At 57.9% G+C, this 23400-nt stretch carries 22 protein-coding genes; 15 read left to right on the top strand and 7 right to left on the bottom strand.

Annotation, left to right across the window (positions count from 1 at the left end; genetic code table 11):
• Window positions 1-4: 4 nt before the first annotated feature.
• The 7 genes from M2Q46_RS13770 to M2Q46_RS13740 all read right to left on the bottom strand — a co-directional run bounded on the left by M2Q46_RS13770 (window position 5) and on the right by M2Q46_RS13740 (window position 10955).
• The gene (locus M2Q46_RS13770; protein ID WP_302357457.1) at window positions 5-1066 is read right to left on the bottom strand and encodes a pentapeptide repeat-containing protein; all 1062 of its coding nucleotides are present in this window, start codon (window positions 1064-1066) and stop codon (window positions 5-7) included.
• Entirely contained in the window at window positions 1066-3588 is a 2523-nt protein-coding gene (locus M2Q46_RS13765; RefSeq protein WP_302357456.1) for a pentapeptide repeat-containing protein, read from the bottom strand. Before M2Q46_RS13765 ends, M2Q46_RS13770 begins: the two co-directional genes overlap by 1 nt.
• Before the next feature lie 119 nt (window positions 3589-3707).
• Window positions 3708-4196: a hypothetical protein gene (locus M2Q46_RS13760; RefSeq protein ID WP_083054910.1), complete on the bottom strand. Its 489-nt coding sequence runs from the start codon at window positions 4194-4196 to the stop codon at window positions 3708-3710.
• Window positions 4197-4210: 14 nt separating this feature from the next.
• Window positions 4211-6562, bottom strand: coding sequence for a type VI secretion system Vgr family protein (locus tag M2Q46_RS13755; RefSeq protein ID WP_257112613.1), 2352 nt, complete (start codon window positions 6560-6562; stop codon window positions 4211-4213).
• Between the two features lie 2 nt (window positions 6563-6564).
• Entirely contained in the window at window positions 6565-7161 is a 597-nt protein-coding gene (locus M2Q46_RS13750) for a DUF3540 domain-containing protein (RefSeq protein ID WP_247966300.1), read from the bottom strand.
• Between the two features lie 226 nt (window positions 7162-7387).
• A complete protein-coding gene (locus M2Q46_RS13745) occupies window positions 7388-8581 on the bottom strand; it encodes an acetyl-CoA C-acyltransferase (RefSeq protein ID WP_009455514.1) in 1194 nt (397 codons plus the stop codon).
• 19 nt (window positions 8582-8600) lie between these two features.
• Window positions 8601-10955, bottom strand: coding sequence for a 3-hydroxyacyl-CoA dehydrogenase/enoyl-CoA hydratase family protein (locus M2Q46_RS13740; RefSeq protein WP_232467074.1), 2355 nt, complete (start codon window positions 10953-10955; stop codon window positions 8601-8603).
• A gap of 723 nt (window positions 10956-11678) precedes the next feature.
• On the opposite strand from M2Q46_RS13740, the gene M2Q46_RS13735 reads away from it, so the two are divergent.
• The 15 genes from M2Q46_RS13735 (at window position 11679) to hisH (ending at window position 23328) form a co-directional block, all read left to right on the top strand.
• Window positions 11679-12254 carry a chromate transporter gene (locus M2Q46_RS13735; protein ID WP_060185452.1) on the top strand — a complete coding sequence of 192 codons (576 nt, stop codon included), beginning with the start codon at window positions 11679-11681 and terminating at the stop codon, window positions 12252-12254.
• Window positions 12251-12781 (top strand): chromate transporter, encoded by a 531-nt coding sequence (locus tag M2Q46_RS13730; RefSeq protein WP_021447240.1) that lies wholly within the window; start codon window positions 12251-12253, stop codon window positions 12779-12781. Before M2Q46_RS13735 ends, M2Q46_RS13730 begins: the two co-directional genes overlap by 4 nt.
• Window positions 12782-12967: 186 nt before the next feature.
• Window positions 12968-13792 (top strand): ABC transporter ATP-binding protein, encoded by an 825-nt coding sequence (locus tag M2Q46_RS13725; protein ID WP_009455504.1) that lies wholly within the window; start codon window positions 12968-12970, stop codon window positions 13790-13792.
• Complete coding sequence (gene mlaE, locus M2Q46_RS13720) at window positions 13789-14574, top strand: lipid asymmetry maintenance ABC transporter permease subunit MlaE (protein ID WP_009455496.1); 786 nt, start codon at window positions 13789-13791, stop codon at window positions 14572-14574. The genes M2Q46_RS13725 and mlaE overlap by 4 nt, the downstream gene beginning before the upstream one ends.
• Before the next feature lie 21 nt (window positions 14575-14595).
• The gene (gene mlaD / locus M2Q46_RS13715; RefSeq protein ID WP_009455494.1) at window positions 14596-15072 is read left to right on the top strand and encodes an outer membrane lipid asymmetry maintenance protein MlaD; all 477 of its coding nucleotides are present in this window, start codon (window positions 14596-14598) and stop codon (window positions 15070-15072) included.
• 40 nt (window positions 15073-15112) lie between these two features.
• Window positions 15113-15892, top strand: a complete 780-nt coding sequence (locus tag M2Q46_RS13710) for a VacJ family lipoprotein (protein ID WP_302357453.1) — start codon at window positions 15113-15115, stop codon at window positions 15890-15892.
• Window positions 15893-15930: 38 nt separating this feature from the next.
• Window positions 15931-16602 (top strand): phospholipid-binding protein MlaC, encoded by a 672-nt coding sequence (locus tag M2Q46_RS13705; protein WP_035269860.1) that lies wholly within the window; start codon window positions 15931-15933, stop codon window positions 16600-16602.
• A 186-nt stretch (window positions 16603-16788) separates the two neighbouring features.
• On the top strand, window positions 16789-17580 hold the full coding sequence (locus M2Q46_RS13700) for an ABC transporter ATP-binding protein (protein ID WP_009455490.1): 792 nt from the start codon (window positions 16789-16791) through the stop codon (window positions 17578-17580).
• Window positions 17581-17675: 95 nt separating this feature from the next.
• On the top strand, window positions 17676-18434 hold the full coding sequence (locus M2Q46_RS13695) for an ABC transporter permease (protein WP_042486095.1): 759 nt from the start codon (window positions 17676-17678) through the stop codon (window positions 18432-18434).
• A 4-nt stretch (window positions 18435-18438) separates the two neighbouring features.
• Window positions 18439-18687, top strand: coding sequence for a BolA family protein (locus M2Q46_RS13690; RefSeq protein ID WP_009455487.1), 249 nt, complete (start codon window positions 18439-18441; stop codon window positions 18685-18687).
• Complete coding sequence (gene murA / locus M2Q46_RS13685) at window positions 18680-19942, top strand: UDP-N-acetylglucosamine 1-carboxyvinyltransferase (RefSeq protein ID WP_302357452.1); 1263 nt, start codon at window positions 18680-18682, stop codon at window positions 19940-19942. Before M2Q46_RS13690 ends, murA begins: the two co-directional genes overlap by 8 nt.
• Window positions 19939-20613, top strand: a complete 675-nt coding sequence (gene hisG / locus M2Q46_RS13680) for an ATP phosphoribosyltransferase (protein ID WP_009455485.1) — start codon at window positions 19939-19941, stop codon at window positions 20611-20613. The genes murA and hisG overlap by 4 nt, the downstream gene beginning before the upstream one ends.
• A 129-nt stretch (window positions 20614-20742) precedes the next feature.
• Window positions 20743-22047, top strand: coding sequence for a histidinol dehydrogenase (gene hisD / locus M2Q46_RS13675; protein WP_009455483.1), 1305 nt, complete (start codon window positions 20743-20745; stop codon window positions 22045-22047).
• Between the two features lie 25 nt (window positions 22048-22072).
• Window positions 22073-22660, top strand: a complete 588-nt coding sequence (gene hisB / locus M2Q46_RS13670; RefSeq protein ID WP_009455482.1) for an imidazoleglycerol-phosphate dehydratase HisB — start codon at window positions 22073-22075, stop codon at window positions 22658-22660.
• A 20-nt stretch (window positions 22661-22680) separates the two neighbouring features.
• Window positions 22681-23328, top strand: coding sequence for an imidazole glycerol phosphate synthase subunit HisH (gene hisH / locus M2Q46_RS13665; RefSeq protein WP_254500219.1), 648 nt, complete (start codon window positions 22681-22683; stop codon window positions 23326-23328).
• Window positions 23329-23400 lie beyond the last annotated feature (72 nt).

Genomic DNA, 23400 nt, shown 5'->3' with positions numbered 1-23400 from the left:
CTCCTTATTCAAGATTCATGTGACGCGCAGTCCAGCTCTCAGACTCGTGCAAAGCCGGGTCATTGGGCAGGCAGCCTGCGGCCTGTTCTTGCCCGGCCTTGTCCAGCAAGCAACGATGAAACTGGGTGCGCTCAAAATGTGCGCCATCCCAGCGAGCACGACGGCAATCTGCATACGAGAAATCCGCATAGCGCAGTTGGCTATGCTCGAAACGGGCCCGCTCCAACACTGCCTGCGCGAAGTAGGCCTGCTGCAAAAAAGAGCCACGAAAATCTGCCTCGGGAGCGTGGGCTTGAGCCCACAGACTTTGTGTCAGATCCGCCTCCCGAATCTGCAGTCCTTGAGCCTGTGCCTGAACAAATAAAGCCTGCTTGGCTTGGACCTTGTTCAGCACGGCCTGATTCAAGATGGCAGACTTGAAATTGGTGCCGCAAAGACGAGCGTGGCTTAGATCCGCTTGAGTAAAGTCGGACTCCATCAAGACACTGCCGCTGAAATCCAGCCCCGACAGATCCATGCCCTGGAAATTGCAGGTTTTGGCCGTCACCCTGTGCCAGCGACTACCGGCCAGAGTGCTGCCCCGCCAATCCATTTCGGTGACCACCACATCTTCCAGACGGGTCGACTGCAAGGACAAGCCCCCTGCGCGGCAGCCAGTCCAAGTGCAGCGCTGCAAAAGAGCTTGGTCGAAGTTGCCCGATTGCAAGATGCATTGCGCCCAGTGAGTGTCGCTCCAGGCTCCGCCTTGCCAGATAGCGCCCTGTAAATCACAGTCCTGCCACATCACCTCCCTGGCCTGGACATGCTTGCAGGACAAGCCGATCAACACGCATTCCATAAAGGCGCAGCCATCCAGCACACTGGCGTCCAGTACTGCTCCGCTCAAGTCACATTGATGAAAGCGGCTACCCGCCAGATTGACACCCAAGGCTTGCACACGCGGCAGGCGGCAAGCGATGAACACCGCTCCTGAATAATCGCCCGGTGGCAAATACAGATCGCTGATGTCCAGCCCCAGCAAAGGCTCGCCTTGCCGAATGCGCAAACGCAAAGCATGTGCGTCCATCAGGCTTGCCCCCCAGCAGGGTCGCGACGTGCCGTGCGTAAATACAGATTGCGGCTGCGGGTACGCGCATCCGTTTGCAAACCCATCAAATCAGCGCGGAAGAAGTTCACGGTATCCAGCATCGTGCCTTGAACATTCGCGCCCCCGGCCAGGCTATTGCTCATATCCACCTTGTTCATGATGGCTTGGCTAAAGTCAGTCTCGATCAGAATGCAGTCACTTAGGCGGGCCTGCGTCCATTGCGACCCCTGGAGATTGGCACCGGATAAATCACAGCGAATCAGTTGGGCCTGTTCAAAACAGGATTGCGACAAGTCCAGCCCACGCAAATTGCTTTCTTCCAAGCGGGCACCGCGCCAGTCTGACCCCGGCATGTCCACGCCGGACACCACGCTTTGACGCCAGCGGCTGTCACGGCAATCGAGCACACCGTCCAACAGACCCAGCAGCCAGGACGTGTCCTCCAGGCTGGAGCCCCTCAAGGACAGGTCCCGCAGATCACAGTCCAGCCAAGCGCATTGCTGCAACTGGCAATCCAGATAAGACAATTCGGACAAGCGCGAGCGCATCAAATATTGCACGCCACTTAACTGCGAGGTCTCGAAGGTGCAGCGCAGCAAGTCCACATCCAGCCACTCCTGCTCCTGAAGGTTCGACTGCTGGAACAAGACATCCTGCCAACTGGACTCGCGCGGCTGCCATCGGGCCGCCTGCACCTGACGAAACTGTACGGATTGCAGTACTGCCGCACTGAAATCCACATCATCCAATTGGGACTGATTGAATTGAACCTGCTCCAATCGCGCCCGCACAAATGTGGCTCCCGAGCAATCAGCTCCTGCAAACGTGCCTTGCCGTAGAACCGCATCGTTAAAGCAGGTGCCAACACAGCGCACCCCGGAGAAATCGAAGTCCTGCAAATGCAGACCACTCAAGTCCAGGCCAGACAGATTGCGGGTTCCGGCCAGAATCCACTCCACTCGCCTGCGCAAACGCTGCTGACGCAGATCAGAGGCAGCAGGCGGTGCAGGGGCATAGGTTTGCATCGCACGTCTGGCCTGCTCCATGGGTTTGGATAGCAAGCCGGACACAGGCGCCTGGTCGCTGGCCGCTGCATCCAGCTCGCACAACATGCGCTGTGTATCACGAGCCGTCACACGAGTGCTGGCCTGATCCTGAAAGGGAGATTCACGCTGCAAGTCCTGCACTTTCGCCATGCCCTCTTCCATCTGCTGACGCGCATCCCATTGCTGGCGATTGGCTTGGCGCACTTCCTGCACCCAATCCGTTCGGTCCACATCCATAGGTTTGGGAGGCCCAGCCTGCGCCAAGGAAAACAGCTCGTTCTGCCAAGCCGGGTGTTCCTGTGCCGCGTCCTGCGCCCAGCGCTCCAGGCGCATCCGCATGGTCAAGGACAAAGGGTCGTCTGCGCTAGTCTGAAAATCATCCAAAGGTGCGCAGCAGTCAGCGGGTAGCAAATCCTGGTCGCGCAAGGCAAATAATCCGGCCTGATCGCCTTCGCTACGCAAGCGCAGCACTTGCTCGTAATGATCCTGGCCACGCGCTTGGTCCAAGGGCTCCAGGGCAGGCATTAATAAGTTCACATCTTGCGCCTGCGCATCCTGAAGCGGCACGCTCCCTTGGTACAGCAGGAGCATGTGGCCCAAATCAGGAAAAAACCAAACGGTGGTGTGCCGCAGGTCCAGCTTTTGCAGACCAGGTAGACGACGATCCTGATACCAGCAGATCGCCTCCCACTGCGGCAAGCTGCCACTCCATCGGGGTCGCTGAGCGTGCAGATGGTGTAGTTCCCAAGAACTGTCTGCGGGCCAATGACTTTGTTCACGCCACCACTGGTCCGGTTCAGCAGCATTGAAAAAATGTGGGTCCAGGCTGTCCAGCATCATGCCTGGATCGCCTTGCTGCCAGGCGGGGTCATAACGGCCCGCCAAACGAAAGCGACGTGGTCGCAAAGGCGATACCGGCCCCAAACCCGCTGGACGGCCCTGCTGGTCAGAACGGTGCAAGCGCCCTTCCCAAGGCTCTACCTGCGGCAAGCAAAGCGGTTCGCCCGGACTGGCTGCTTCCATTCCCATGCCGGCGGGATTATCGGGATACTGCGGCCCGCCCCAGCTACGGCTGCCATCCAAAGGCACGCGGGTAAAAGGCTCTGCCTCCCCCGGTCTGCCTTGCCGCCACTGACGTTGCCCAAATACAGCCAGCTGCTTTTCTATCGGGCCGACACGCGCTTGTACGGCCAGTTGGAATACCGGCTCACCACCAGGAGCGCAGGCATGGCCAGAGACCAGAAACTCTGCACAAGGTTTGGGCAAGGCCAGATCCAGCACATCGTCGCCCTGCATCAGGCCGGATACGCTTTGCCACATACGTGCATCGGTGCTCAAGACATGCGGGGCATCCATGGAACACCAGGCCTGTACCGACACGCTTAGCGCGTGTTGTCCGCGCCAGCTCCAGGGGCGTGCCAAAACACCCAAGCGCAAGGGCTTTACGATGCGCATGGGACTTGTCCTTTGGGAGAGCACGAGCAGGACTGACTTGGAGCAGGAGCACTGCCTGACTGCTCCGGACCCGCGTGTGCGTCATCCCCGATCAACTGCGAAGCCAGCGCCACCATCAATCAATCCCCATAGGAGTTGGCGGCGGGTTTCAGCTGCAAGGTCACCTGTTCACGGTTCAGAGCACACAGCTGAGCATTGGCCGGATCGCACAGTACGCTGACCCAATTACCCGGCTTGAATCGCTTGCTCAGTTCGGGCTGCACCAGCACATCCACATGGGTTTTCTGGCCATCCACGTCCAGACCCAGGCGCATTAGCGGATAAGCAGATTTGAAGACCTCTGGCAGCAGCTCATCCTGAGATACGATCACGGCCTGTTGCGGTACGACCTCGGCACGATGCAGGCGCTGATACAAGAGCTCCTCAGGACGGGCACGCCAATAGCGCGTAAAACCCCTATACCCAGCCACAAAACCACCCACTGCGATCAGCATGGGCAAGATGACCAGATAAGGCAGCCAGTCCCGCCACTCCAGTGCGATACCAATCGAAATCATGATGGCTCCCATCAAAGCGCTGAAAGCCATCCACATAATCTGTCCCAACATCGTCGCGGACGTCCTTAAAAAAAGATGTGCAAGCCGGACTTGGCCAAACGCAGAGCCGAACTGCCGACGCGCACCGCCTGCTTGCCCAGATACACCGCACTGGTCTTGATCGCGGCGTAGGCTTTCTCGTCCTTGAAGGCCGAGTGGTCCATCTTCATGACGGCAGCCTGGAAATTGACCAGATAGCCCTGTGCCCGAATACCCCAGGCATCCAGCGAGGAAATCGTGCCGTTCAGGCGGAACCCCGTCACTTTTTCGGTATGCGGAATCCACCACTTTTCAATACCTGTGACATTCACCTTCCAGCTAGGCGTGGTGATGTTCACGCCCGCTGCGGCGGTAATGTCCACAGGACCGGAAATGCTTTTGGTCAGATTGCCAGTCAGGGTGTCAGTGATATTGCCGGTGGTGGTCAGGTCCACATCACCTGTAATGGTTTCTTTGACATCGCCAGTCACGGTGTAATCCACTGCGCCGGTAATCGTGCGGGTGTAATCGCCGGTTTGGGTGGAGTTGCGAGTGCCGGTGATGGAATCCGTGACATCGCCCGTGACCGTATGAGTGACCTCGCCGGTGATGGTTCGGGTCAAATCGCCGGTCAAGGTGTCGGTGACATTGCCCGTCACGGTACGCGTCACATCACCGGTATGAGTTCGGGTCTGCTCGCCTTCTATGGTTTCAACCAGATCCCCGATGACCGTACGTACGACGCCGCTATTAAATGTCTCGGTTTCCAGATCCTGCACCGTTGTCGTGCGGGTTGCCATGACGCTCAAGGTATCGTGGCCTGTGACCACAGTAGTCCGGTTACCGTCGACGGTATGGGTTTCATCACCCTCGACTTCCGTATCCAGATTGCGCTCGGCATGCAGCCAGATACGCTCCTGTCCGGCTCTGTCCTCGAACATGAAGGCGTTGGCGTTGCTGGGATCACCGTCTTTGGAACGACTTAAAAAGCCGCTTTGTGTGGCATTGTCCGGAAGGTTCCAGGGCGGCATATTACTGGCGTTATACACACGACCGACGGCAATGGGCCGGTCCGGGTCACCCCCCAGAAAATCCACAATCACTTCGTCGCCCACTCGGGGCAGTTGAATGCCCCCAAAGCCGCCACCTGCCCACGGGCTGGAAACACGCAGCCAGCAGGAGCTGTTTTCATTGGCCTGCCCGTAGCGATCCCACAAAAACTGAACCTTGATGCGACCATATTGATCGGTCCACAGTTGCTCGCCGCTCTTGCCCACCACCTTGGCGGTTTGCGGGCCGTAGGTACGCGGAATAGGTGTACGTCGCAACGGGCGATACGGCTGGCTGGACGGGATCACCAGAAAATCGATGAAGTAGTGGCTGGCCATGCCGCTCTCGCCGGTATGGCCTACATCCAGAAAGTCGTAATCGACCTGCGTCACCAGATAGTCGCGGTTGTCCTCGGGGCGCGGATGATTGCGTACGGACAGCAAATAACCCGGCGCGACACCACGCGCATTAGTCTGGGCTTGAGCCTGGCTACGTACTGCCTGCAAGGCTTCCAGCCGCAAGCGGGAGTAATGTTCACCATGTTGAGGCTCGGTGTAGCCACCCGCCCATTCGTAGACTTCCAAATCACCCAAGGCATGTTCAGCCGGGTTGCTGCGCGTGGCGTCCAGGCTGGCTCCCGGCTTGCAATAGTCGTAGTCAGCGGTCGCGTAGCGACCCGGAGTGACTTGCTCATACGGGTGCCAGGCATGGATATGCTCAACATCGGGATGCGCTACCCGGTCGGGGGAAACAAAGGGCAGCTCAGAGAGCCAGGGCGCAGCCGCATGTTGACCGGCATCATCGGCCATCACCAGGGTATGGGCGCCATTACGGTGCTCAAACCAGTAGTAAATCCCCTCGCGTTCCATCAAGCGGCTAACAAACTGAAAGTCGCTTTCCTGATACTGAACGCAATAGGTTTGACGCGGGTAGTCCTGCGTCAGGCGCGACTCCCAGGCAAAGGGGTAGCGGCCCAGCACGTCCTGCAAAACCTCGGGCACGGTCTTTTCCTGAAAGATCCGGCTGTCCATGTTCTGGCTCAAGAACCAGAGCCAGGGGCGCAAGGTGGCTCGATACGTGTAGAAGCGGTCGCTGCGGCCGGTTTTACCCATCAGGCGAAATGCGCTGATACGACCATCCAGAAAGCGCGGCACTGCAAAAGGTGTTTTGATTTCCAGGCTCAGGGACTCGCCCAGCAAGCTGCGCAAATCCAGCAAGGGGGTATTGCAGACCACATCCACCTGCAATTCAAAAGGCTGTGACAAGGCTTCCCGACCTTGCAGAGCCTGAAACAGCAAGACCTCCGGCCCGAGCGGGCTATGCACTTGTACAAGGCGTTCTGTCAGCATGCTTACCCCATATGGATTTGGTCAGCGTCGACTTTGACCAGCTCGCGCGCAGTCATCAAGGTATGGCGGGCATGCAAACGCATTTGATGCTGGGCCTGCACATCCATGCGGCCCCCACGCCAACGCTCCTCTTTTTCAGTCAGACGAAATACGTGATTGCACACTTGGGACAGGCGATCCGCCACGGTTTCCTGCACGCGCGACAAAATCCGCAGCGTGCCTGCGGTCAGGCTCATCTCCCGGCCAGACTGGCGCAAATGGCCACCTGCCTGCAAAGTCAGGTCCGCCTCGGACTGGATATGCACCCCACCCTGCGCCGCCTGCACATGCAAGCCCTGCTCGGCGACCAGATGCAAAGCCCCGCCCTGGGGTCGCTCCAGCACGGCGAACACATAGGCCTGCTCGCCATCGGCACCGCCTACCCAGACCTTGTCGCCCACTTGCGGCTGCACCAGGCAACTGACGGCCTGCGGCACAATCCAGCAGCGCTCGCCGCAGTCGACTTCAAACTGCCCCGACTCCAGACGAGCCTTGACCCGTCCCTGCCAGAACATGGGGGGAACGTGCAGGCTGGACACCATGCGCGAGGGCAATCCCATACATCCTCCGTGTGAGCTGTTCAACACAATGAAAAGGACTATGGCCCGACCCCATGTCTACTCTATGACAACAACAAAACTTTACTTTTTTGACATTTAGCGGGTTTTAAACAAATTTGCTTACACGTATTGTGCTATTGCCCACCGATGCGGGGGACGCCCCAATAAAAAAGCCGCCCGAAGGCGGCTTTGTCCAGCAACGATAGAAACAGCAGCAGATCGGAAATTATGTCCGCTCGAAAATCCCGGCGGCTCCCATGCCTGTACCGATACACATGGTAAGCATGCCGTACTTCAGCTGACGACGCTGCAAGGCATGAACCACGGTGGCGGCACGCATGGCACCAGTCGCACCCAGGGGGTGACCCATGGCAATAGCACCACCCAGCGGATTGACGCGCTCGGGGTCCAGGCCCAAATCACGAATCACCGCCAGAGATTGAGCAGCAAAGGCTTCGTTCAGCTCGATCCAGTCCATCTGGTCTTGCTTCAGGCCAGCCAAGGCCAGCGCATGAGGCACGGCTTCTTTAGGACCGATACCCATGATTGCTGGTGGCACACCACGGACCGAGAAAGTCACGAAACGGGCCAGCGGAGTCAGATTGTGCTCACGCAAGGCGCGTTCGGAAACAACCAGCAAGGCACCTGCCCCGTCCGACGTCTGCGAGCTGTTGCCAGCCGTGACCGAACCACGCGCTGCAAACACGGGACGCAGCTTGCCCAGCACTTCCAGGCTGGTATCAGGGCGTGGACCTTCGTCACGATCAACCACTTGGGTTTTGACGGAGATTTCCTGCGTGCTCAGGTTCGGTTGACGACGTGTCACCGTCACAGGCAGAACTTCGCCCGTGAACTCGCCCGATTCCCAAGCCTTGACGGCTTTCTGGTGTGAAGCCAGGGCAAACGCATCCTGATCTTCACGGGACACTTTCCACTGACGCGCTACTTCTTCAGCAGTCAGACCCATGCCGTAAGCGATCCCGTAGTTCTCGTCCGAAGTGAAAATCTCGGGGCTGAACGTGGTATTCACGCCCATCACCGGCACCTGACTCATGGATTCCACACCCGAAGCCACGATGATGTCTGCCTGGCCCGTACGGATACGGTCAGCAGCAATCGCAATAGCGCTCAAGCCCGAGGCGCAGAAGCGGTTGACGGTCATCCCGGCCACGGTATGCGGCAGGCCTGCCAGCAAGGCAGAAATACGCGCAACGTTAAAACCTTGCGGGCCTTCAGGCAGGGCGCAACCAGCCACCACTTCTTCAATGGCGGCAGGGTCCAGTTTGGGCACATCGGCCAGCATGCCGCGAATGGCTTCTGCCAAGAGCTCGTCAGGACGGTAGGACGAAAACACACCGCGAGGCGCCTTTCCAATGGGCGTACGCTTGGCAGCGACGATATAAGCTTGTTGTACAGTCATGTCTACTCCTTGATCCGCTCTAGTTACGCACTGGCTTGCCAGTGGTCAGCATCCCAGTAATACGTTCCTGGGTCTTGGGGGAATTGAGCAGTTCCAGGAAGGCCTGCCGCTCTTGCGCCATCATCCAGGCTTCATCCACCAGCGAGCCTGGATCCACATCGCCCCCGCAGATCACGGTTACGACCTTCTCGGCAATATGGAAGTCATATTCCGAGATGAAACCACCTTCTTTCATGTTCACCAGCTGAGCTTTCAGCGTGGCAATGCCATCGCGACCGGCAACCGGGAAGCGACGTGGCAATGGAGCACGCCAACCGGCGCTGGCCAGAGCCTGTGCCTGACGAACGGCCACATAAACCAGTTCCTGACGGTTCATGACGATGGTGTCGGACTCTTTCAGGAAGCCAAGCTGACGCGCATCCAGAGCGGAGCGCGACACTTGTGCGCTGGCGATAGCCAGAGCAAAACGCTTCAGGTAGGCCAGCAACGGGGCATCAGGTGCACCCATGGCTTGCAGTTCAGCCGAGCGACGAGCCGAGTAAGCCAGACCACCTGCGCCTGGAACCAGACCCACACCCACTTCAACCAGACCAATGTAGGACTCGAAGTGAGCGACGCGGTGTGCGCAATGCACAGCCAGTTCGCAACCACCACCCAGAGCCAGACCGGCAACCGCAGCCACCACAGGCACCTGGGCGTAGCGGATACGCAGAACCATGTCCTGCATGGCGCGCTCTACCGGCTCAACACCGGCCACGCCTTCTTTCTCGAACACGGGCAAAATGGCTTTCAGGTCAGCGCCTGCGGAGAATGGATCACCATCCTGGGCCACCACCAGAGCCTGATACGAGGCTTCAGCCAGCTCAATCGCCTTGAACATGCCATTGACCACACCAGGGCTCAGCGTGTGCATCTTGGTCTTGAAGGACACGATCAGCACGTCTTGTGGGTGCGGTGCGGGCAGCGTCCAGCAGCGAACCGACTCATCTTCGAAAACCGTGGTGGTTTCCAGAGACTCGACCTCGCCCACCAGCAAAGGTGTGCCAATGTGGCGCAGGTAAACAGGCAGATCGCTACGGCCTTCAAAGCGGCTTTGCGACGGATTCCAGGAACCGGCAGCGGTATGCACGCCTTGCGCTTCCCACACAGGACCACGAGTCGCCCAGTCTGGCAGCGGCTGGCTGCTCAGTGTCTTGCCGTCTTGAATATCCTGGTTGATCCATTCGGCCACCTGACGCCATCCGGCAGCCTGCCAGATCTCGAACGGGCCTTGCTTGTGACCAAAGCCCCATTTCAAGGCCAGATCCAGCTGACGGGCGTTGTCGGCAATGTCTTGCAGATGAATGGCACTGTAGTGGAAGGTGTCGCGCAGTACGGCCCACACGAATTGAGCCTGAGGCTTGTCGGACTCGCGCAGCTGGCGCAGGCGCTCAGCCGGGTCACGTACAGCCAGAATGGCGGCGACATCAGGATCGATTTTCTGGTCAGCAGCCACGTAATCGCGCTGTTGAGCATCGAAACGCTGGATTTCACGGCCCTTCTTGCGGAAGAAACCGGCACCGGTCTTTTGACCCAAAGCACCTGCATCAATCAGGCCCTGCACTTCTGGTGGCAGGCCAAAGTGTGCTTTGAAGCTGTCATCGGGCAGCTGATCCTGCATGGTGCGGATCACGTGTGCCAGGGTGTCCAGACCAACCACGTCAGCGGTACGGTAAGTACCCGATTTGGCGCGACCCAGACGTGTACCCGTCAATTCATCAACCTGCTCGTAAGTCAGGGAGAAACGACGAGCCTGCTCGAACACGGACAGAATGCCAAAAACACCAATGCGGTTACCGATGAAATTGGGGGTATCTTTGGCGCGAACCACGCCCTTGCCCAGTTGCGATACCAGGAAGGTTTCCAGAACATCCAGCAGCTCTGGCTGGGTGTATTTCGTGGGGATCAGCTCCACCAGGCTCATGTAGCGTGGCGGATTGAAAAAGTGCACGCCGCAAAAGCGTGGACGCAGCGCTTCCGGCAAAACATCTGCCAGGGAAGTGATGGACAGGCCGGACGTGTTGCTGGCGATGATGGCATTAGGGTTCAGTGCTGGCCCGATCTTGCGGTACAGATCCTGTTTCCAGTCCAGACGCTCGGCAATGGCTTCGATTACCAGATCGCAATCGGCCAGACGGTCCAGGTTGTCGTCGTAGTTGGCGGGCTCGATCAGGTCGGCCAGGTCTGGCGTACCCAAAGGAGCGGGATTCATTTTGCGCAGATTGGCAATGGCACGCAGGGCGATGCCATTTTTGGGCCCCTCGCGGGCGGGCAGATCAAACAGAACTACTGGTATGCCTGCATTCACGCAATGGGCGGCAATTTGCGCGCCCATGACGCCGGCACCGCACACGGCGACCCGACGCAAGGTACGGGCACTGCCCGTCACTGCACTGGCTGAACTAGATGTCATAGGTTTGTCTCCAGGAAACTGAAACCCCACGCAGCATAAGGTCCCAAACGGACGCTCTACGATGCGAGGCAATCGAATAATCGTACACGCACAACCGCTTTTACGACCATAAAGTCTTTTTTATTTTCAATCAAAGATGGGTATAGATCAAATCCATCTTCATGAAACTGTCCATGTTTGGATCCGGATCGGGCTGCTCAGCCGCTCCAGCAAGCCACCATAAATTCAAACGATCGTTTCAATCTCTTTTATTTCAATAGATTGAACCCATAAAAAGCTCATTACACCCTTCATTAGCCGCCGGAAGCACCCGTCCCCTCAAGCGGGCATCACACATGGTTTCAAGTTATTTTTTTAATTCTTTTCTTATTTATATCAATTCATTTTTTATTTAATTTTTGCACCCACTTTAATTAATTTTTATCTTTAAATATTTCAAACAAATAAGCAGCGCTTGGGGGTAGAAAAAAATTTGAACGACCGCTGCCCGAAGGCCGTTTTCTTGCCAATAAAGGCCACGCCGCACCCCCAGCAAGAAGGATCAGGCCGCCACCCGAGCGCACAAGAGGGCAAAAACGGCTTAATTTGTATGCCAGAATGTTCAAACTTCCACTTTTGACGAGCCCTATCCTCCTTCATTGCTCTATGACCCGGTCTCAAGAAGCTGCCCCTTTATCCTTAAGCGCTCTATTTCTGATCTTTGCCCGCATTGGCCTGACCAGCTTTGGTGGGGGCTTGAGTGGCTGGTTAATGCGTGAGTTTGTTGTTCAGCGGCGCCTGATGAGCCAGGCAGATTTTCTTAGCGGTCTGGCGCTGTCCCAAGCACTGCCCGGCATCAATGTGGTGAACCTCTCTATATGGATTGGTTATCGTCTGCTGGCCGGGCCTGGGGCGTTAGTTGCCACGCTGGGCATGGTGCTTCCCCCGCTACTGCTGGCCATTTTGATGCTGATTGGTCTGGAACAACTGACGGGCTCTACCCTGGTGCCCCAAGTCATGGCCGGAATTGCCGCTGCCGCTATTGGTCTGTCTCTTGAAATGGGCGTACGCTCGGCGCGCAGCGCAGCCACCGGAATCGTGCCCATTGCCCTCATGTTGGCCGTTTTTGTCGGCATTTTCGTCATGGAATGGAGCCTGATCCCCGTTATTCTGATCTGTGCACCGCTGTCCGTCTGGTATGCCTGGCTGCAACTTGGAGACAAAGCGGTGGAGCAATCATGATCACGGTTTTGCTCCAGCTCATGCGCGTCTTTGCGCCCCTGTCTTTTCTGACCATAGGGGGCGGGCAAAGCATCATCCCGGAGATTCACCGGCAATCGGTAGAAATCCATGGCTGGCTCAGCAATCAGGAATTTCTGGATCTGTTCGCCCTGTCGCGCCTGACACCCGGCCCGAAATCCTTGCTTGTCACCCTGGTGGGCTGGAAGGCGGCTGGCTGGGCCGGTGCCCTGGCCGCATCCGTCGCCATTTTCCTGCCCTCTGCCCTGCTGATCTATTACCTGGCAACAATCTGGAAGCGCTATGAGGGCACACGCATCATCCGCGCCATTGAAATTGGTCTGCTGCCCATTGCCGCCGGCATGATCCTGGCCGCCAGCGGCACAATTCTGAAAGCGGCCCAAGGCGGACTGTGGGCCTGGGGCACGGCTCTGGCCTGTACAGCCATTTTGCTGCTAAGTCGCATCAACCCTTTATGGTTGCTGGCAGGCGGCGGATTGCTGTTCGCCTTGATACAACCCGCTATCTAAAACAAATTCGACACAAAAAAGGGCGACTTCACCACCAAAGCCGGTTTGAAGTAAGTGGCTGTATCAAGAGCCACAAAATGGCTCATAAAAGCGCCACGATCCCGCCCCCATCGCGCGCAAGACATTGAGACGCCAGAGCTGCAAGCGGTACAATGGCAGGTCCTTTTATCCCCTTTTGCCCGCGACATGGTTGTAAATACTGACCGAGCCGTACTAAATCTGGACTCCGCCTCGCTGGGCTACGGTGCCTTTACCGTGCTCGCGGACGTGTCCATGACCGTTCAGAAAGGTCAGGTCGTCGCCATGATGGGGGGGTCAGGTTCCGGAAAAACAACACTTCTGCGTGCTGCGACCGGACAAATTCGTGCTCAGAAAGGGACTGTTACGGTTTTTGGCCAGGACTTGGCCAAGCTGGACGGCGAGGCTCTGCGCCAGACGCGTCAACGCATGGGTGTGCTGTTTCAGCAGGGTGCCCTGTTTACTGACCTGAACGTGTTTGAAAACGTGGCGTTTCCCCTGCGGGAGCTGACAAACGACTCCGAAGCCGCCATTCAGGACCGTGTACTAGACAAGCTGGACGCCGTTGGCCTGCGCGCGGCTGCCCATTTAGGCATCAATGAAATTTCCGGCGGTATGGCCCGCCGGGTTGCCCTGGCCCGTGCCATTGTGCTGGAGCCCGAGCTGATTCTGTACGACGAACCCTTTGCCGGCCTGGACCCTATTTCCATGGGCATTACCGCGCAGCTGATTCGCGACCTGACCGACCGCCTGAACTGCGCTTCAGTATTGATTACGCACGATGTGGCCGAATCCTTTGCGATTGCCGACCAGGTTTATATTGTTGGCCAGGGACGTTTGCTGACCCAGGGCACGCCCACCGAGCTGCGCGCCTCCAAGGATCCTTACGTGCAGCAGTTCCTGCGTGGTGAACCCGACGGCCCTATCGCCTTTAACTATCCCGTCACCCCGGCTTTTGAAGCCTGGCTCCAGAATCGGACGACGCGCTCATGAATTTCATCACCGCCCCGATTAGCGCGCTAGGCGCTGCGATACGCAATAGCATCTACGGCCTGGGTGCCTTCAGCCGCCTGTTCGTGGCCTTGCTGGCCCGGTCTTCCCTGCTGTGGCGTCGCCCCCGTCTGGTTTCCCAGCAAATCCACTTTATTGGCAACTATTCGCTGCTGATCATTGCCGTTTCCGGGCTGTTCGTGGGTTTTGTGCTGGGCTTGCAAGGTTATTACACACTGAACCGCTATGGTTCCGAAGAGGCCTTGGGCCTGCTGGTCGCCCTGTCTCTGGTACGTGAACTGGGACCGGTCGTCACCGCCCTGCTGTTTGCAGGCCGAGCCGGAACATCATTAACCGCCGAAATCGGCTTGATGAAGGCCGGTGAACAGATTGCCGCCATGGAAGTCATGGCGGTAGACCCCTTGCGCCGCCTGCTGGTACCGCGCTTTTGGGGTGGCATTATTGCCATGCCCATTCTGGCCGCCGTGTTCTCCATGGTCGGCATTCTGGGCGGCTATGTCGTCGGCGTGCAGATGATCGGCATTGATGCGGGCGCCTTCTGGTCGCAAATGCAAAACGGTGTCGATGTCATTGATGACGTACTCAACGGAGTGATCAAAAGCCTGGTGTTTGGCCTGATCGTGACCTTGATTGCGCTTTATATGGGCTGGCATGCCAAGGCCACGCCCGAAGGCGTTTCTCGCGCGACCACACGCACGGTCGTCAGCGGCGCTTTGGCGGTATTGGGCACGGACTTCCTGCTCACCGCCCTTATGTTCAGTTAACTATTTAGGAATTGCTCAGCTATGAATCGCGAGAAAACCGATTTCTGGGTTGGCCTGTTTGTTTTGCTGGGGCTGGTCGCACTGGCATTCCTGGCCCTGCGTGCGGGTAACCTCAGTTCTTTTTCCTTTGCCAAGACCTACCAGGTATCGGCCAAGTTCGATAATCTGGGTGGCCTGAAACCACGCGCTCCCATCAAGGCCAGCGGTGTGGTCGTTGGCCGGGTTGGCTCCATTGGTTTTGACAACCAGGACTTCAAAGCCGTGGTCACCCTGGATATGGACGAGCACTACAAGTTTCCTGTCGACACCTCGGCCTCCATCCTGACGTCAGGCCTGCTGGGCGAACAGTACATTGGCCTGACTGCGGGTGGCGACGACAAGGACCTGCAAGGTGGCAGCACCATTACCTATACTCAAAGCGCGGTTGTGCTGGAAGAACTGATCAGCAAGTTCCTCTACAACACGGCCTCCAAGGACGGCGGCTCCAAATCGGAGTAAGCAAACCCGCCCGTTCATGCTCATTACAGACGACACAACCATGAATACAACAACTCGCCGCTCTTACTCCCTGCCTCGTGGAGTCCGTTTGAGCCTGATCGGTGCCAGTGCTGCGCTTGTGGCCGGTTGCGCCAGTGTGCCCAACCCCAACCCCCAGGACCCCTGGGAAGGCATGAACCGTGGCATCTACGCCTTTAACGAAACCGTGGACGGCGCGCTGATCAAACCGATTGCAGAAGGCTACAACGCCCTGACGCCGCAGCCTGCACGCACATGTATTAGTAACATTTTCAACAACCTGGGCGATGCCTGGTCGGCCGTCAACAGCTTCCTGCAAGGCGAACACGTCGACTTCTTCAACACGCTGGGTCGCGTCCTGTTCAACTCGACCATGGGCTTGGGCGGTTGTATTGACGTTGCCACCATGAACGGCTCCAAGCGCATCCCCAACGACTTTGGTGTGACGCTGGGCGTATGGGGCGTCAAGTCTGGCCCTTACGTGGTTCTGCCCTTCTTTGGCCCCAGCACCGTTCGCGACGGTGTGGCACGTGGCACCAGCTTCCTGGAAGGCTTCTCCTCCACGGGTCCGATCATGGCGATCAAGGATGTACCGGTACGCAACAGCATCCTGGGTTTGTGGGCCTTGGATGCCCGTGCTGGCGTGTTGGATGCAGAAAAACTTGTTAACGACATCGCCCTTGACCGCTACAGCTTCATACGCGACGCTTACCTGCAACGACGCCATGCGATGGTGCAAGCCCGCCGCACCGGTGACGACACCAGCCAGGACCTGCCTGACTACTCGGACGCAGACGAATAAAAACGCGCTGCCCGCAGAACATTCTTCTGGAGTTTTTTATGATTTCCCGTCCCGCCTTGGGCGGGACTGCTTTGCAGTCCTCCCCCTCTCGCCTGATTTCCTGGATCCTGACCGTCTGTGCGGCCCTGGCTCTGTGTTTGCACGCCGTCGCAGCCCAGGCACAAGTTGCAGATCCCAAAGGGGAGCCCAACAAGTTTGTTGAATCGGTCGGTAATCAAGCATTGCAAGTGGTCAAGGAAAGCGACGCCATCCGCAAGGGTGACCGCGCCGCCATTCTGGCTGCCGTGAACGAAAATATCATGCCCTACGTGAACCTGGAAAAGACGACACGTCTGTCCGCTGGCCGCTACTGGCGTCAAGCCAGCCCCGAACAGCGTCAGAAGCTGGTCGAAGCGTTCAAGGGCACCTTGGTGCGTACCTACAGCGGGGCCTTGTCCCGCGTGGATGACAAGACACAGCTGACCATCCTGCCGTTCCGTGGCGATGCCAATGCAGACGACGTGGTGGTGCGCTCCTCGCTGACTCAGTCCAACGGTGGCCCGGTTGGCGTGGATTACCGCCTGGAAAAAACACCTGAAGGCTGGAAAATCTACGACTTGAACGTGGAAGGCATCTGGCTGATTCAAAACTACCGCAACCAGTTTGCCCAGCAAATTGAGCAAGGTGGCATTGATGGCCTGATTCAGGCGCTGAACAAGCAAAACAGCTAAGACAGGCCGTGGCAAGCACGGGCGCTTTGGTCGGGCATTCTTAAGCAGACCAGAGTCGTACTCTATAATAAAGAGCCTGATCACCCCCAAACAGGTCTACGCCCATGCGTAGGCCTGTTTAGTTAACAAAGACGCTACAGCGACGACTTACACCGCCACACCCGCGTCAGGCCAACCCAAATTGCCATGTCCGCCTTCAAACTCGATAACGTCAGTAAACGCTTCGCTCCCCAAAGCCGGGGACTTAAAAGCCTGTTTTCCCCTCCCCGTTCCGATGCCGGTTTTCTGGCCGTCGATCAGGTCAGCCTGACTATCGAACATGGTGAATTTTTCGGATTGCTCGGCCCTAACGGCGCCGGCAAAACAACCCTGATTTCCATGTTGGCCGGCCTGACCCGTCCCACCAGCGGCCAGGTCAGTGTCTGTGGTTACGATGTGCGCACCCAGTATCAAAAAGCCCGCCAATCGCTGGGCGTGGTGCCACAGGAAATTGTTTACGATCCCTTTTTCACCGTCCGTGAAACCTTGCGTCTGCAATCGGGCTACTTTGGCCTGAAAAACAATGACGACTGGATCGACGAGATTCTGGCCAATCTGGCCCTGAGCGACAAGGCCGATGTGAACATGCGCGCCTTGTCCGGCGGCATGAAGCGCCGCGTTCTGGTCGCCCAGGCGCTGGTGCACCGCCCCCCTGTCATTATTCTGGATGAGCCCACTGCCGGTGTGGACGTGGACCTGCGCCGCACGCTGTGGGAGTTCATCATTCGCCTGAATCAACAAGGCCACACCATCTTGCTGACCACCCACTATCTGGAAGAAGCCCAGGCCCTCTGTGGTCGCCTGGCCATGCTTAAAAGTGGCAAGATCGTCGCCCTGGATACCACGCAAGCCATTATGGAGCGCGCAGGCGGCCACGATCTGGAGGATGCATTTGTGCGCATCATGCACAACGAAGGAAAAATGGGAGTCGCACTGTGAACCAGAACAATTCTCCCAAACACTGGGGCGTGCCTCAACACACGGACGCCCCCGCTGCCAAGATCGGCACCCTGAGCCTGCCCCCTCAGCCCAAGATGGGCTCGGGCTTTCCTACGCTGCTGCGCAAAGAGCTGATGCGTTTCTGGAAAGTGGGCTTTCAGACCATTGCTGCGCCCGTACTGACGGCGCTGATGTATTTGCTGATTTTCGCCCACGTGCTGGAAGGCCGCGTCACGGTATACGACTCCGTGCCCTACACCGCCTTCCTGATTCCGGGCCTGATGATGATGAGCATGTTGCAAAACGCTTTTGCGAACCCGTCCTCATCACTGATTCAAAGCCGCATCACTGGCAATCTGGTCTTTATCCTGCTGCCACCGCTGTCGCACCGCGAGATTTTCGCCGCCTATCTGCTGGCGTCCATCGCCCGCGGTGTCTGTGTGGGCCTCTGTGTGTGGCTGGTGTCGCTGTTCTTCGTGTCCCTGCCTGTAGCCAAGCCCTTATGGGTATTGGTGTTTGCCGTCATGTCTTGCGGCATCATGGGCACCTTGGGTCTGATCGCCGGACTGTGGTCTGAAAAGTTTGACCAACTGGCCGCGTTCCAGAACTTTCTGATCATGCCTGCGACGTTCCTGTCGGGCGTGTTCTATTCGATTCATAGCCTGCCGCCGTTTTGGCAAACTGTTTCACACTGGAACCCGTTGCTCTATACCATTGACGGGTTCCGCTACGGTTTTTTTGCCGCCTCGGATATTTCTCCCTGGTTCAGCCTGACCGTTGTCGCCAGCGTCTTTGTTGCGCTGTGTCTGATTTCGCTACGCCTGCTTGCCTCAGGCTATAAATTACGGAATTGATTTCATGTTGCCGACCCCCGAACAAGTTCACCAATACATTGCCGACAACCTGCCCTGTGAACACTTGCAAGTGCAAGGCGACGGTTCGCACTTTGAGGCCCTGATCGTCAGCACCGCCTTTGAAGGCAAACGCCTGATTGCGCGTCACCAACTGGTTTACAAAGCCCTGGGCGACCGGATGAAAGCCGAAATCCACGCCCTGTCCATGCGCACGCTTACCCCCGACGAATACAAGGCCAATCCGAATGGATAAATTACGCATCACGGGCGGACAACGCCTGAATGGCGAGATCACCGTCTCTGGCGCCAAAAACGCTGCCCTGCCCATTCTGTGCGCCAGTCTGCTGACTGCCGACACGGTGTACCTGGACAATGTCCCGCGCCTGCGTGACATCGACACCACCCTGAAGCTCCTGGGTCAGTTGGGTGTCACCCAGGAACGCAATGGCACGCTGGAGCTGAATGCAGGCAACATCACCAATCTGGAAGCGCCCTACGAACTGGTGAAAACCATGCGCGCCTCCATTCTGGTGCTGGGCCCCCTGCTGGCCCGCTTTGGCGAGGCCCGCGTCAGCCTGCCCGGTGGATGCGCCATTGGTCAGCGCCCTGTAGATCAGCACATCAAGGGTCTGGCGGCCATGGGGGCGGAAATCCATGTCGAGCACGGCTTTGTGAATGCCCGCGCCAAACGCTTGCGCGGTGCCGTGGTGCGCACGGATATGGTGACAGTGACCGGCACCGAAAACCTGATGATGGCCGCCGTTCTGGCTGAAGGCCAAACCATTCTGGAAAACGCAGCCCGCGAACCGGAAATTATTGATCTGGCCGAGCTGCTGATCAAAATGGGTGCCAAGATCCAGGGCCACGGTACCGACCGTATCGTCATTGACGGTGTCGAGCGCCTGCACGGTGCCAAACACACCATCTGCCCCGACCGTATTGAAGCCGGTACGTTCCTGTGCGCCGTTGCCGCTACCGGTGGCGAACTGACCTTGCGCAATACCGATGCTGACGCCATGGGCGCCACGCTGGACAAGCTGCGCGAAGCCGGACTGCAGATTGACACCGGCTCGGACTGGATCAAGGCCAGCATGAATGGTCGCCCCAAGGCGGTCAGCTTCCGTACCAGCGAATACCCCGGCTTCCCCACGGACATGCAGGCTCAATTGATGGCACTGAACACCATTGCCGACGGCACCGCCTCGGTCGTGGAAACCATCTTTGAAAATCGCTACATGCACGTACAGGAACTGAACCGACTGGGTGCACAGATCGATATCGAAGGCCATATGGCCGTCGTTACCGGCGCTCCTTACCTGACTGGCGCCACCGTCATGGCAACCGACCTGCGTGCGTCGGCCAGCCTGGTCATTGCAGGCCTGGCGGCTCGGGGTGACACTACCGTCGAACGCATCTACCATCTGGACCGTGGCTACGACCGCATGGAAGCCAAGCTTCAAGCCGTAGGCGCCAACATCGAGCGAATCAGCAGCAAGGAAACCCAATGAGTCCCGCCGGTTTAAATCAACCTCTGACGCTGGCCTTGTCCAAAGGCCGGATTTTTGACGAAACCCTGCCCTTGCTAGAAGAGGCAGGCATCAAGGTGCTGGAAAGCCCCGAAACGTCGCGCAAACTGATCCTGCCCACCAATAACCCGGACCTGCGTCTGATTATTGTGCGTGCCACCGACGTGCCAACCTACGTGCAATACGGTGCCGCCCATATCGGAATTGCCGGCAAGGATGTGCTGTACGAGCACATGGAACAGCACCCCGGCGGTCTGTACCAGCCCGTGGACCTGAACATTGCCCGTTGCCGCCTGTGTGTGGCCGTGGCCGAAGGCTTTGACTACCATTCGGCCGTCAAGCAAGGTTCGCGCCTGCGTATCGCCACCAAATACACCCGCGCTGCCCGCGAACACTTCGCCAGCAAAGGCGTATATGTGGACTTGATCAAGCTGTATGGCTCCATGGAACTGGCTCCGCTGGTCGGTCTGGCCGACGCCATTGTGGACCTGGTCTCCAGCGGAGGCACCTTGCGTGCCAACAAGCTGGTGGAAGTGGAAGACATCACCCCCATTTCCTCGCGCTTGATCGTCAATCAGGCTGCCATGAAGAACCGTGGTGCCCAGTTGCAACCCCTGATCGACGCTTTCTCTCGCGCTTCGGTAGACGAGTAAAACTTCCCCTACCACGGGCGGGGGATAAACAGCCTGACAATCCTGCTTGCGCAAAAGGCGCAGACCGCCTTTTGCCTAAGCGAAATGTTATACACTGGCCCTTGAACCTTAGCTTTTTCCTATAGCGACATGTCACTGATCCATCGCCTGACCTCCCAATCCGCCCAGTTCGATGCCGAACTGCGCACTCTACTGGCTTACGAAGCGTCCGAAGACGCGTCTATCGAGCACGCTTGTGCCGAAATTCTGCATCGTATCCAGCATGAGGGAGACACGGCCTTATTGGATTACACCCAGCGCTTTGACCGACTGGCTGTTGAACAGGCCTCGGCACTGGAAATCTCCAAAGAAGAACTGTTTGCGGCTCTGGACAGCCTGCCTGCCGATCAGCGCAAGGCACTGGAACAGGCCGCCGAGCGTGTGCGTCGTTACCACGAGCATCAGCGCACTGAAACCTGGACCTACACGGAAGCCGATGGCACCGTGCTGGGTCAGCAAGTTACTCCCTTGGACCGTGTGGGACTGTATGTCCCCGGTGGCAAGGCCGCTTACCCCTCCTCGGTTCTGATGAACGCCATTCCTGCCAAAGTGGCTGGTGTTCCAGAACTGATCATGGTCACGCCTACACCCGATGGCGTGCGCAACCCCATCGTGCTGGCGGCTGCCGCCCTGGGCGGTGTCGATCGCGTGTTCACTATTGGTGGCGCGCAGGCTGTAGGCGCTTTGGCTTACGGTACGGACACCATCCCGCCGGTAGACAAGATTGTCGGCCCCGGCAACGCCTATGTCGCCGCTGCCAAACGCCGCGTCTTTGGCGTCGTTGGCATCGACATGATTGCCGGCCCGTCCGAAATCCTGATCATCAGCGACGGCAGTGCTCCTGCTGACTGGGTGGCGATGGACCTGTTCTCCCAGGCTGAACACGACGAGCTGGCCCAGGCCATCTTGCTGTGTCCCGATGCGGACTTCCTGGACCAGGTTGAAGCGGCCATCGAACGTCTGCTCCCCACCATGCCACGCGCGGACATCATCCGTCGCAGCCTGTCTGGTCGCGGTGCCCTGATCCACGTCCGCGATCTGGACGAGGCCTGTAAGATCAGCAACCATATCGCGCCGGAACACCTGGAAGTCTCTACCCGTAACGCCCAGGACTTGTTGAGCAAAATCCGCCATGCTGGCGCCATTTTCCTGGGCCCTTACAGTTCCGAATCGCTGGGCGATTACTGTGCCGGGCCTAACCATGTCCTGCCGACGGCACGCACTGCGCGTTTCTCGTCACCTTTGGGCGTCTACGATTTCCAGAAACGCAGCAGCATTATTCAGGTTTCAGAATCAGGCGCCCAAACATTGGGACCCATAGCCGCTACGCTGGCACAAGGCGAGGGCCTGTACGCCCACGCTGCCAGCGCGCAATTCCGATTGAACCAATCCTGATACCGGCCTTGCCGCCGGCACTGATATGCGTACCGCCGAGATTACCCGCAATACCAATGAAACCCGCATCCGCGTGGCCGTTAACCTGGACGGCACCGGCCGTCACTCGCTCAACAGCGGCGTGCCCTTTCTGGACCACATGCTGGACCAGATCGCCCGCCACGGTCTGATTGACCTGGACGTGCACTGTGAGGGCGACACCCACATCGATGATCACCACACTGTCGAGGATATCGGCATTGCACTGGGCCAGGCTTTTGCCAAGGCCGTAGGCAGCAAAGCCGGTCTGCGCCGCTACGGCCATGCCTATGTGCCCTTGGACGAGTCGCTGTCGCGCGTAGTGGTGGACTTCTCCGGTCGCCCCGGCCTGTTTTATTTTGTGCCCTTTACCCGCGCACGAATCGGCCAGTTCGATGTAGACTTGGCACGCGAGTTTTTCCAGGGTTTTGTCAATCACGCCCTGGTTTCTATGCACATCGATAACCTGCGCGGCGAAAACGCACACCACCAGTGCGAAACCGTGTTCAAAGCCTTTGGCCGAGCATTGCGTATGGCTCTGGAGCTGGACCCACGTAGCGAAGGCGTGGTGCCTTCGACCAAAGGGGTTCTGTAAACGTCCTTCGGACACACATCGTGACCACTATCGCTATTGTCGATTACGGTTCGGGCAACATCTTCTCGGTTGCCCGAGCACTGCATGCCGCCGCAGCTGATGCGCGCATCGTTCTTGCTCAAACCCCTCAAGCCATTCTGGATGCGGACCGGGTTGTCTTACCCGGCCAGGGTGCCATGCCCGATTGCATGGCCCACCTGGACCAATCCGGTTTGCGCGATGCCTTGCTGACAGCCGCCCGCAACAAGCCCCTATTGGGCATTTGCGTAGGCGAACAAATGCTGTTCGATTCCAGTCAGGAAGGCAATGTCCCCTGTTTAGGTCTGATTCCCGGCCAAGTGCGCCGTTTTGAGGGCCCGAACTACAAAAGCAGCGACCACGCCTCCGGCCCCGGGCTGAAAGTGCCCCATATTGGCTGGAACCGCGTACACCAGACTCAGGATCATCCCTTATGGGCTGGCATTGAGGATGGCGCGTTCTTTTACTTTGTTCATAGCTACTTTGTCGATCCGCTGCATATAGATCAAACTTGTGGTTCGACGCACTATGGCCAACGCTTTACCTCGGCGATAGCAAACGCTAATATTTTTGCGTTGCAATGCCATCCTGAGAAAAGCGCAGACAACGGCCTGCAACTGTTCCGGAATTTCGCCAACTGGAAGCCATGATTTTTCAAGCAAGCTTCCCGGCGTTGTTCTGACTTTTTCCGACCCAGTATTTCTTACGTTTTTTACGGCTAA

It is taken from the genome of Alcaligenes sp. YSL9, assembly GCF_030515105.1.
GTDB classification, from domain to species: Bacteria; Pseudomonadota; Gammaproteobacteria; order Burkholderiales; family Burkholderiaceae_B; genus Alcaligenes; species Alcaligenes phenolicus.
Note: the sequence above shows the minus strand (reverse complement) of the source record. Positions and strands in the feature narration are given on the sequence as shown.

Bases quoted from the DNA above. Each gene is read 5' to 3' on its own strand.
- M2Q46_RS13710 (WP_302357453.1), top strand. From the start codon at position 15,113: ATGAATACAACAACTCGCCGCTCTTACTCCCTGCCTCGTGGAGTCCGT.
- M2Q46_RS13755 (WP_257112613.1), bottom strand. From the start codon at position 6,562: ATGCTGACAGAACGCCTTGTACAAGTGCATAGCCCGCTCGGGCCGGAG.
- M2Q46_RS13690 (WP_009455487.1), top strand. From the start codon at position 18,439: ATGTTGCCGACCCCCGAACAAGTTCACCAATACATTGCCGACAACCTG.
- M2Q46_RS13730 (WP_021447240.1), top strand. From the start codon at position 12,251: ATGATCACGGTTTTGCTCCAGCTCATGCGCGTCTTTGCGCCCCTGTCT.
- M2Q46_RS13750 (WP_247966300.1), bottom strand. From the start codon at position 7,161: ATGGGATTGCCCTCGCGCATGGTGTCCAGCCTGCACGTTCCCCCCATG.
- hisB (WP_009455482.1), top strand. From the start codon at position 22,073: ATGCGTACCGCCGAGATTACCCGCAATACCAATGAAACCCGCATCCGC.
- M2Q46_RS13760 (WP_083054910.1), bottom strand. From the start codon at position 4,196: ATGTTGGGACAGATTATGTGGATGGCTTTCAGCGCTTTGATGGGAGCC.
- M2Q46_RS13705 (WP_035269860.1), top strand. From the start codon at position 15,931: ATGATTTCCCGTCCCGCCTTGGGCGGGACTGCTTTGCAGTCCTCCCCC.
- hisD (WP_009455483.1), top strand. From the start codon at position 20,743: ATGTCACTGATCCATCGCCTGACCTCCCAATCCGCCCAGTTCGATGCC.
- M2Q46_RS13740 (WP_232467074.1), bottom strand. From the start codon at position 10,955: ATGGGCGCGCAAATTGCCGCCCATTGCGTGAATGCAGGCATACCAGTA.
- M2Q46_RS13765 (WP_302357456.1), bottom strand. From the start codon at position 3,588: ATGCGCATCGTAAAGCCCTTGCGCTTGGGTGTTTTGGCACGCCCCTGG.
- M2Q46_RS13725 (WP_009455504.1), top strand. From the start codon at position 12,968: ATGGTTGTAAATACTGACCGAGCCGTACTAAATCTGGACTCCGCCTCG.
- M2Q46_RS13745 (WP_009455514.1), bottom strand. From the start codon at position 8,581: ATGACTGTACAACAAGCTTATATCGTCGCTGCCAAGCGTACGCCCATT.
- murA (WP_302357452.1), top strand. From the start codon at position 18,680: ATGGATAAATTACGCATCACGGGCGGACAACGCCTGAATGGCGAGATC.
- M2Q46_RS13735 (WP_060185452.1), top strand. From the start codon at position 11,679: ATGACCCGGTCTCAAGAAGCTGCCCCTTTATCCTTAAGCGCTCTATTT.
- mlaD (WP_009455494.1), top strand. From the start codon at position 14,596: ATGAATCGCGAGAAAACCGATTTCTGGGTTGGCCTGTTTGTTTTGCTG.
- hisG (WP_009455485.1), top strand. From the start codon at position 19,939: ATGAGTCCCGCCGGTTTAAATCAACCTCTGACGCTGGCCTTGTCCAAA.
- M2Q46_RS13695 (WP_042486095.1), top strand. From the start codon at position 17,676: ATGGGCTCGGGCTTTCCTACGCTGCTGCGCAAAGAGCTGATGCGTTTC.
- M2Q46_RS13770 (WP_302357457.1), bottom strand. From the start codon at position 1,066: ATGGACGCACATGCTTTGCGTTTGCGCATTCGGCAAGGCGAGCCTTTG.
- M2Q46_RS13700 (WP_009455490.1), top strand. From the start codon at position 16,789: ATGTCCGCCTTCAAACTCGATAACGTCAGTAAACGCTTCGCTCCCCAA.
- mlaE (WP_009455496.1), top strand. From the start codon at position 13,789: ATGAATTTCATCACCGCCCCGATTAGCGCGCTAGGCGCTGCGATACGC.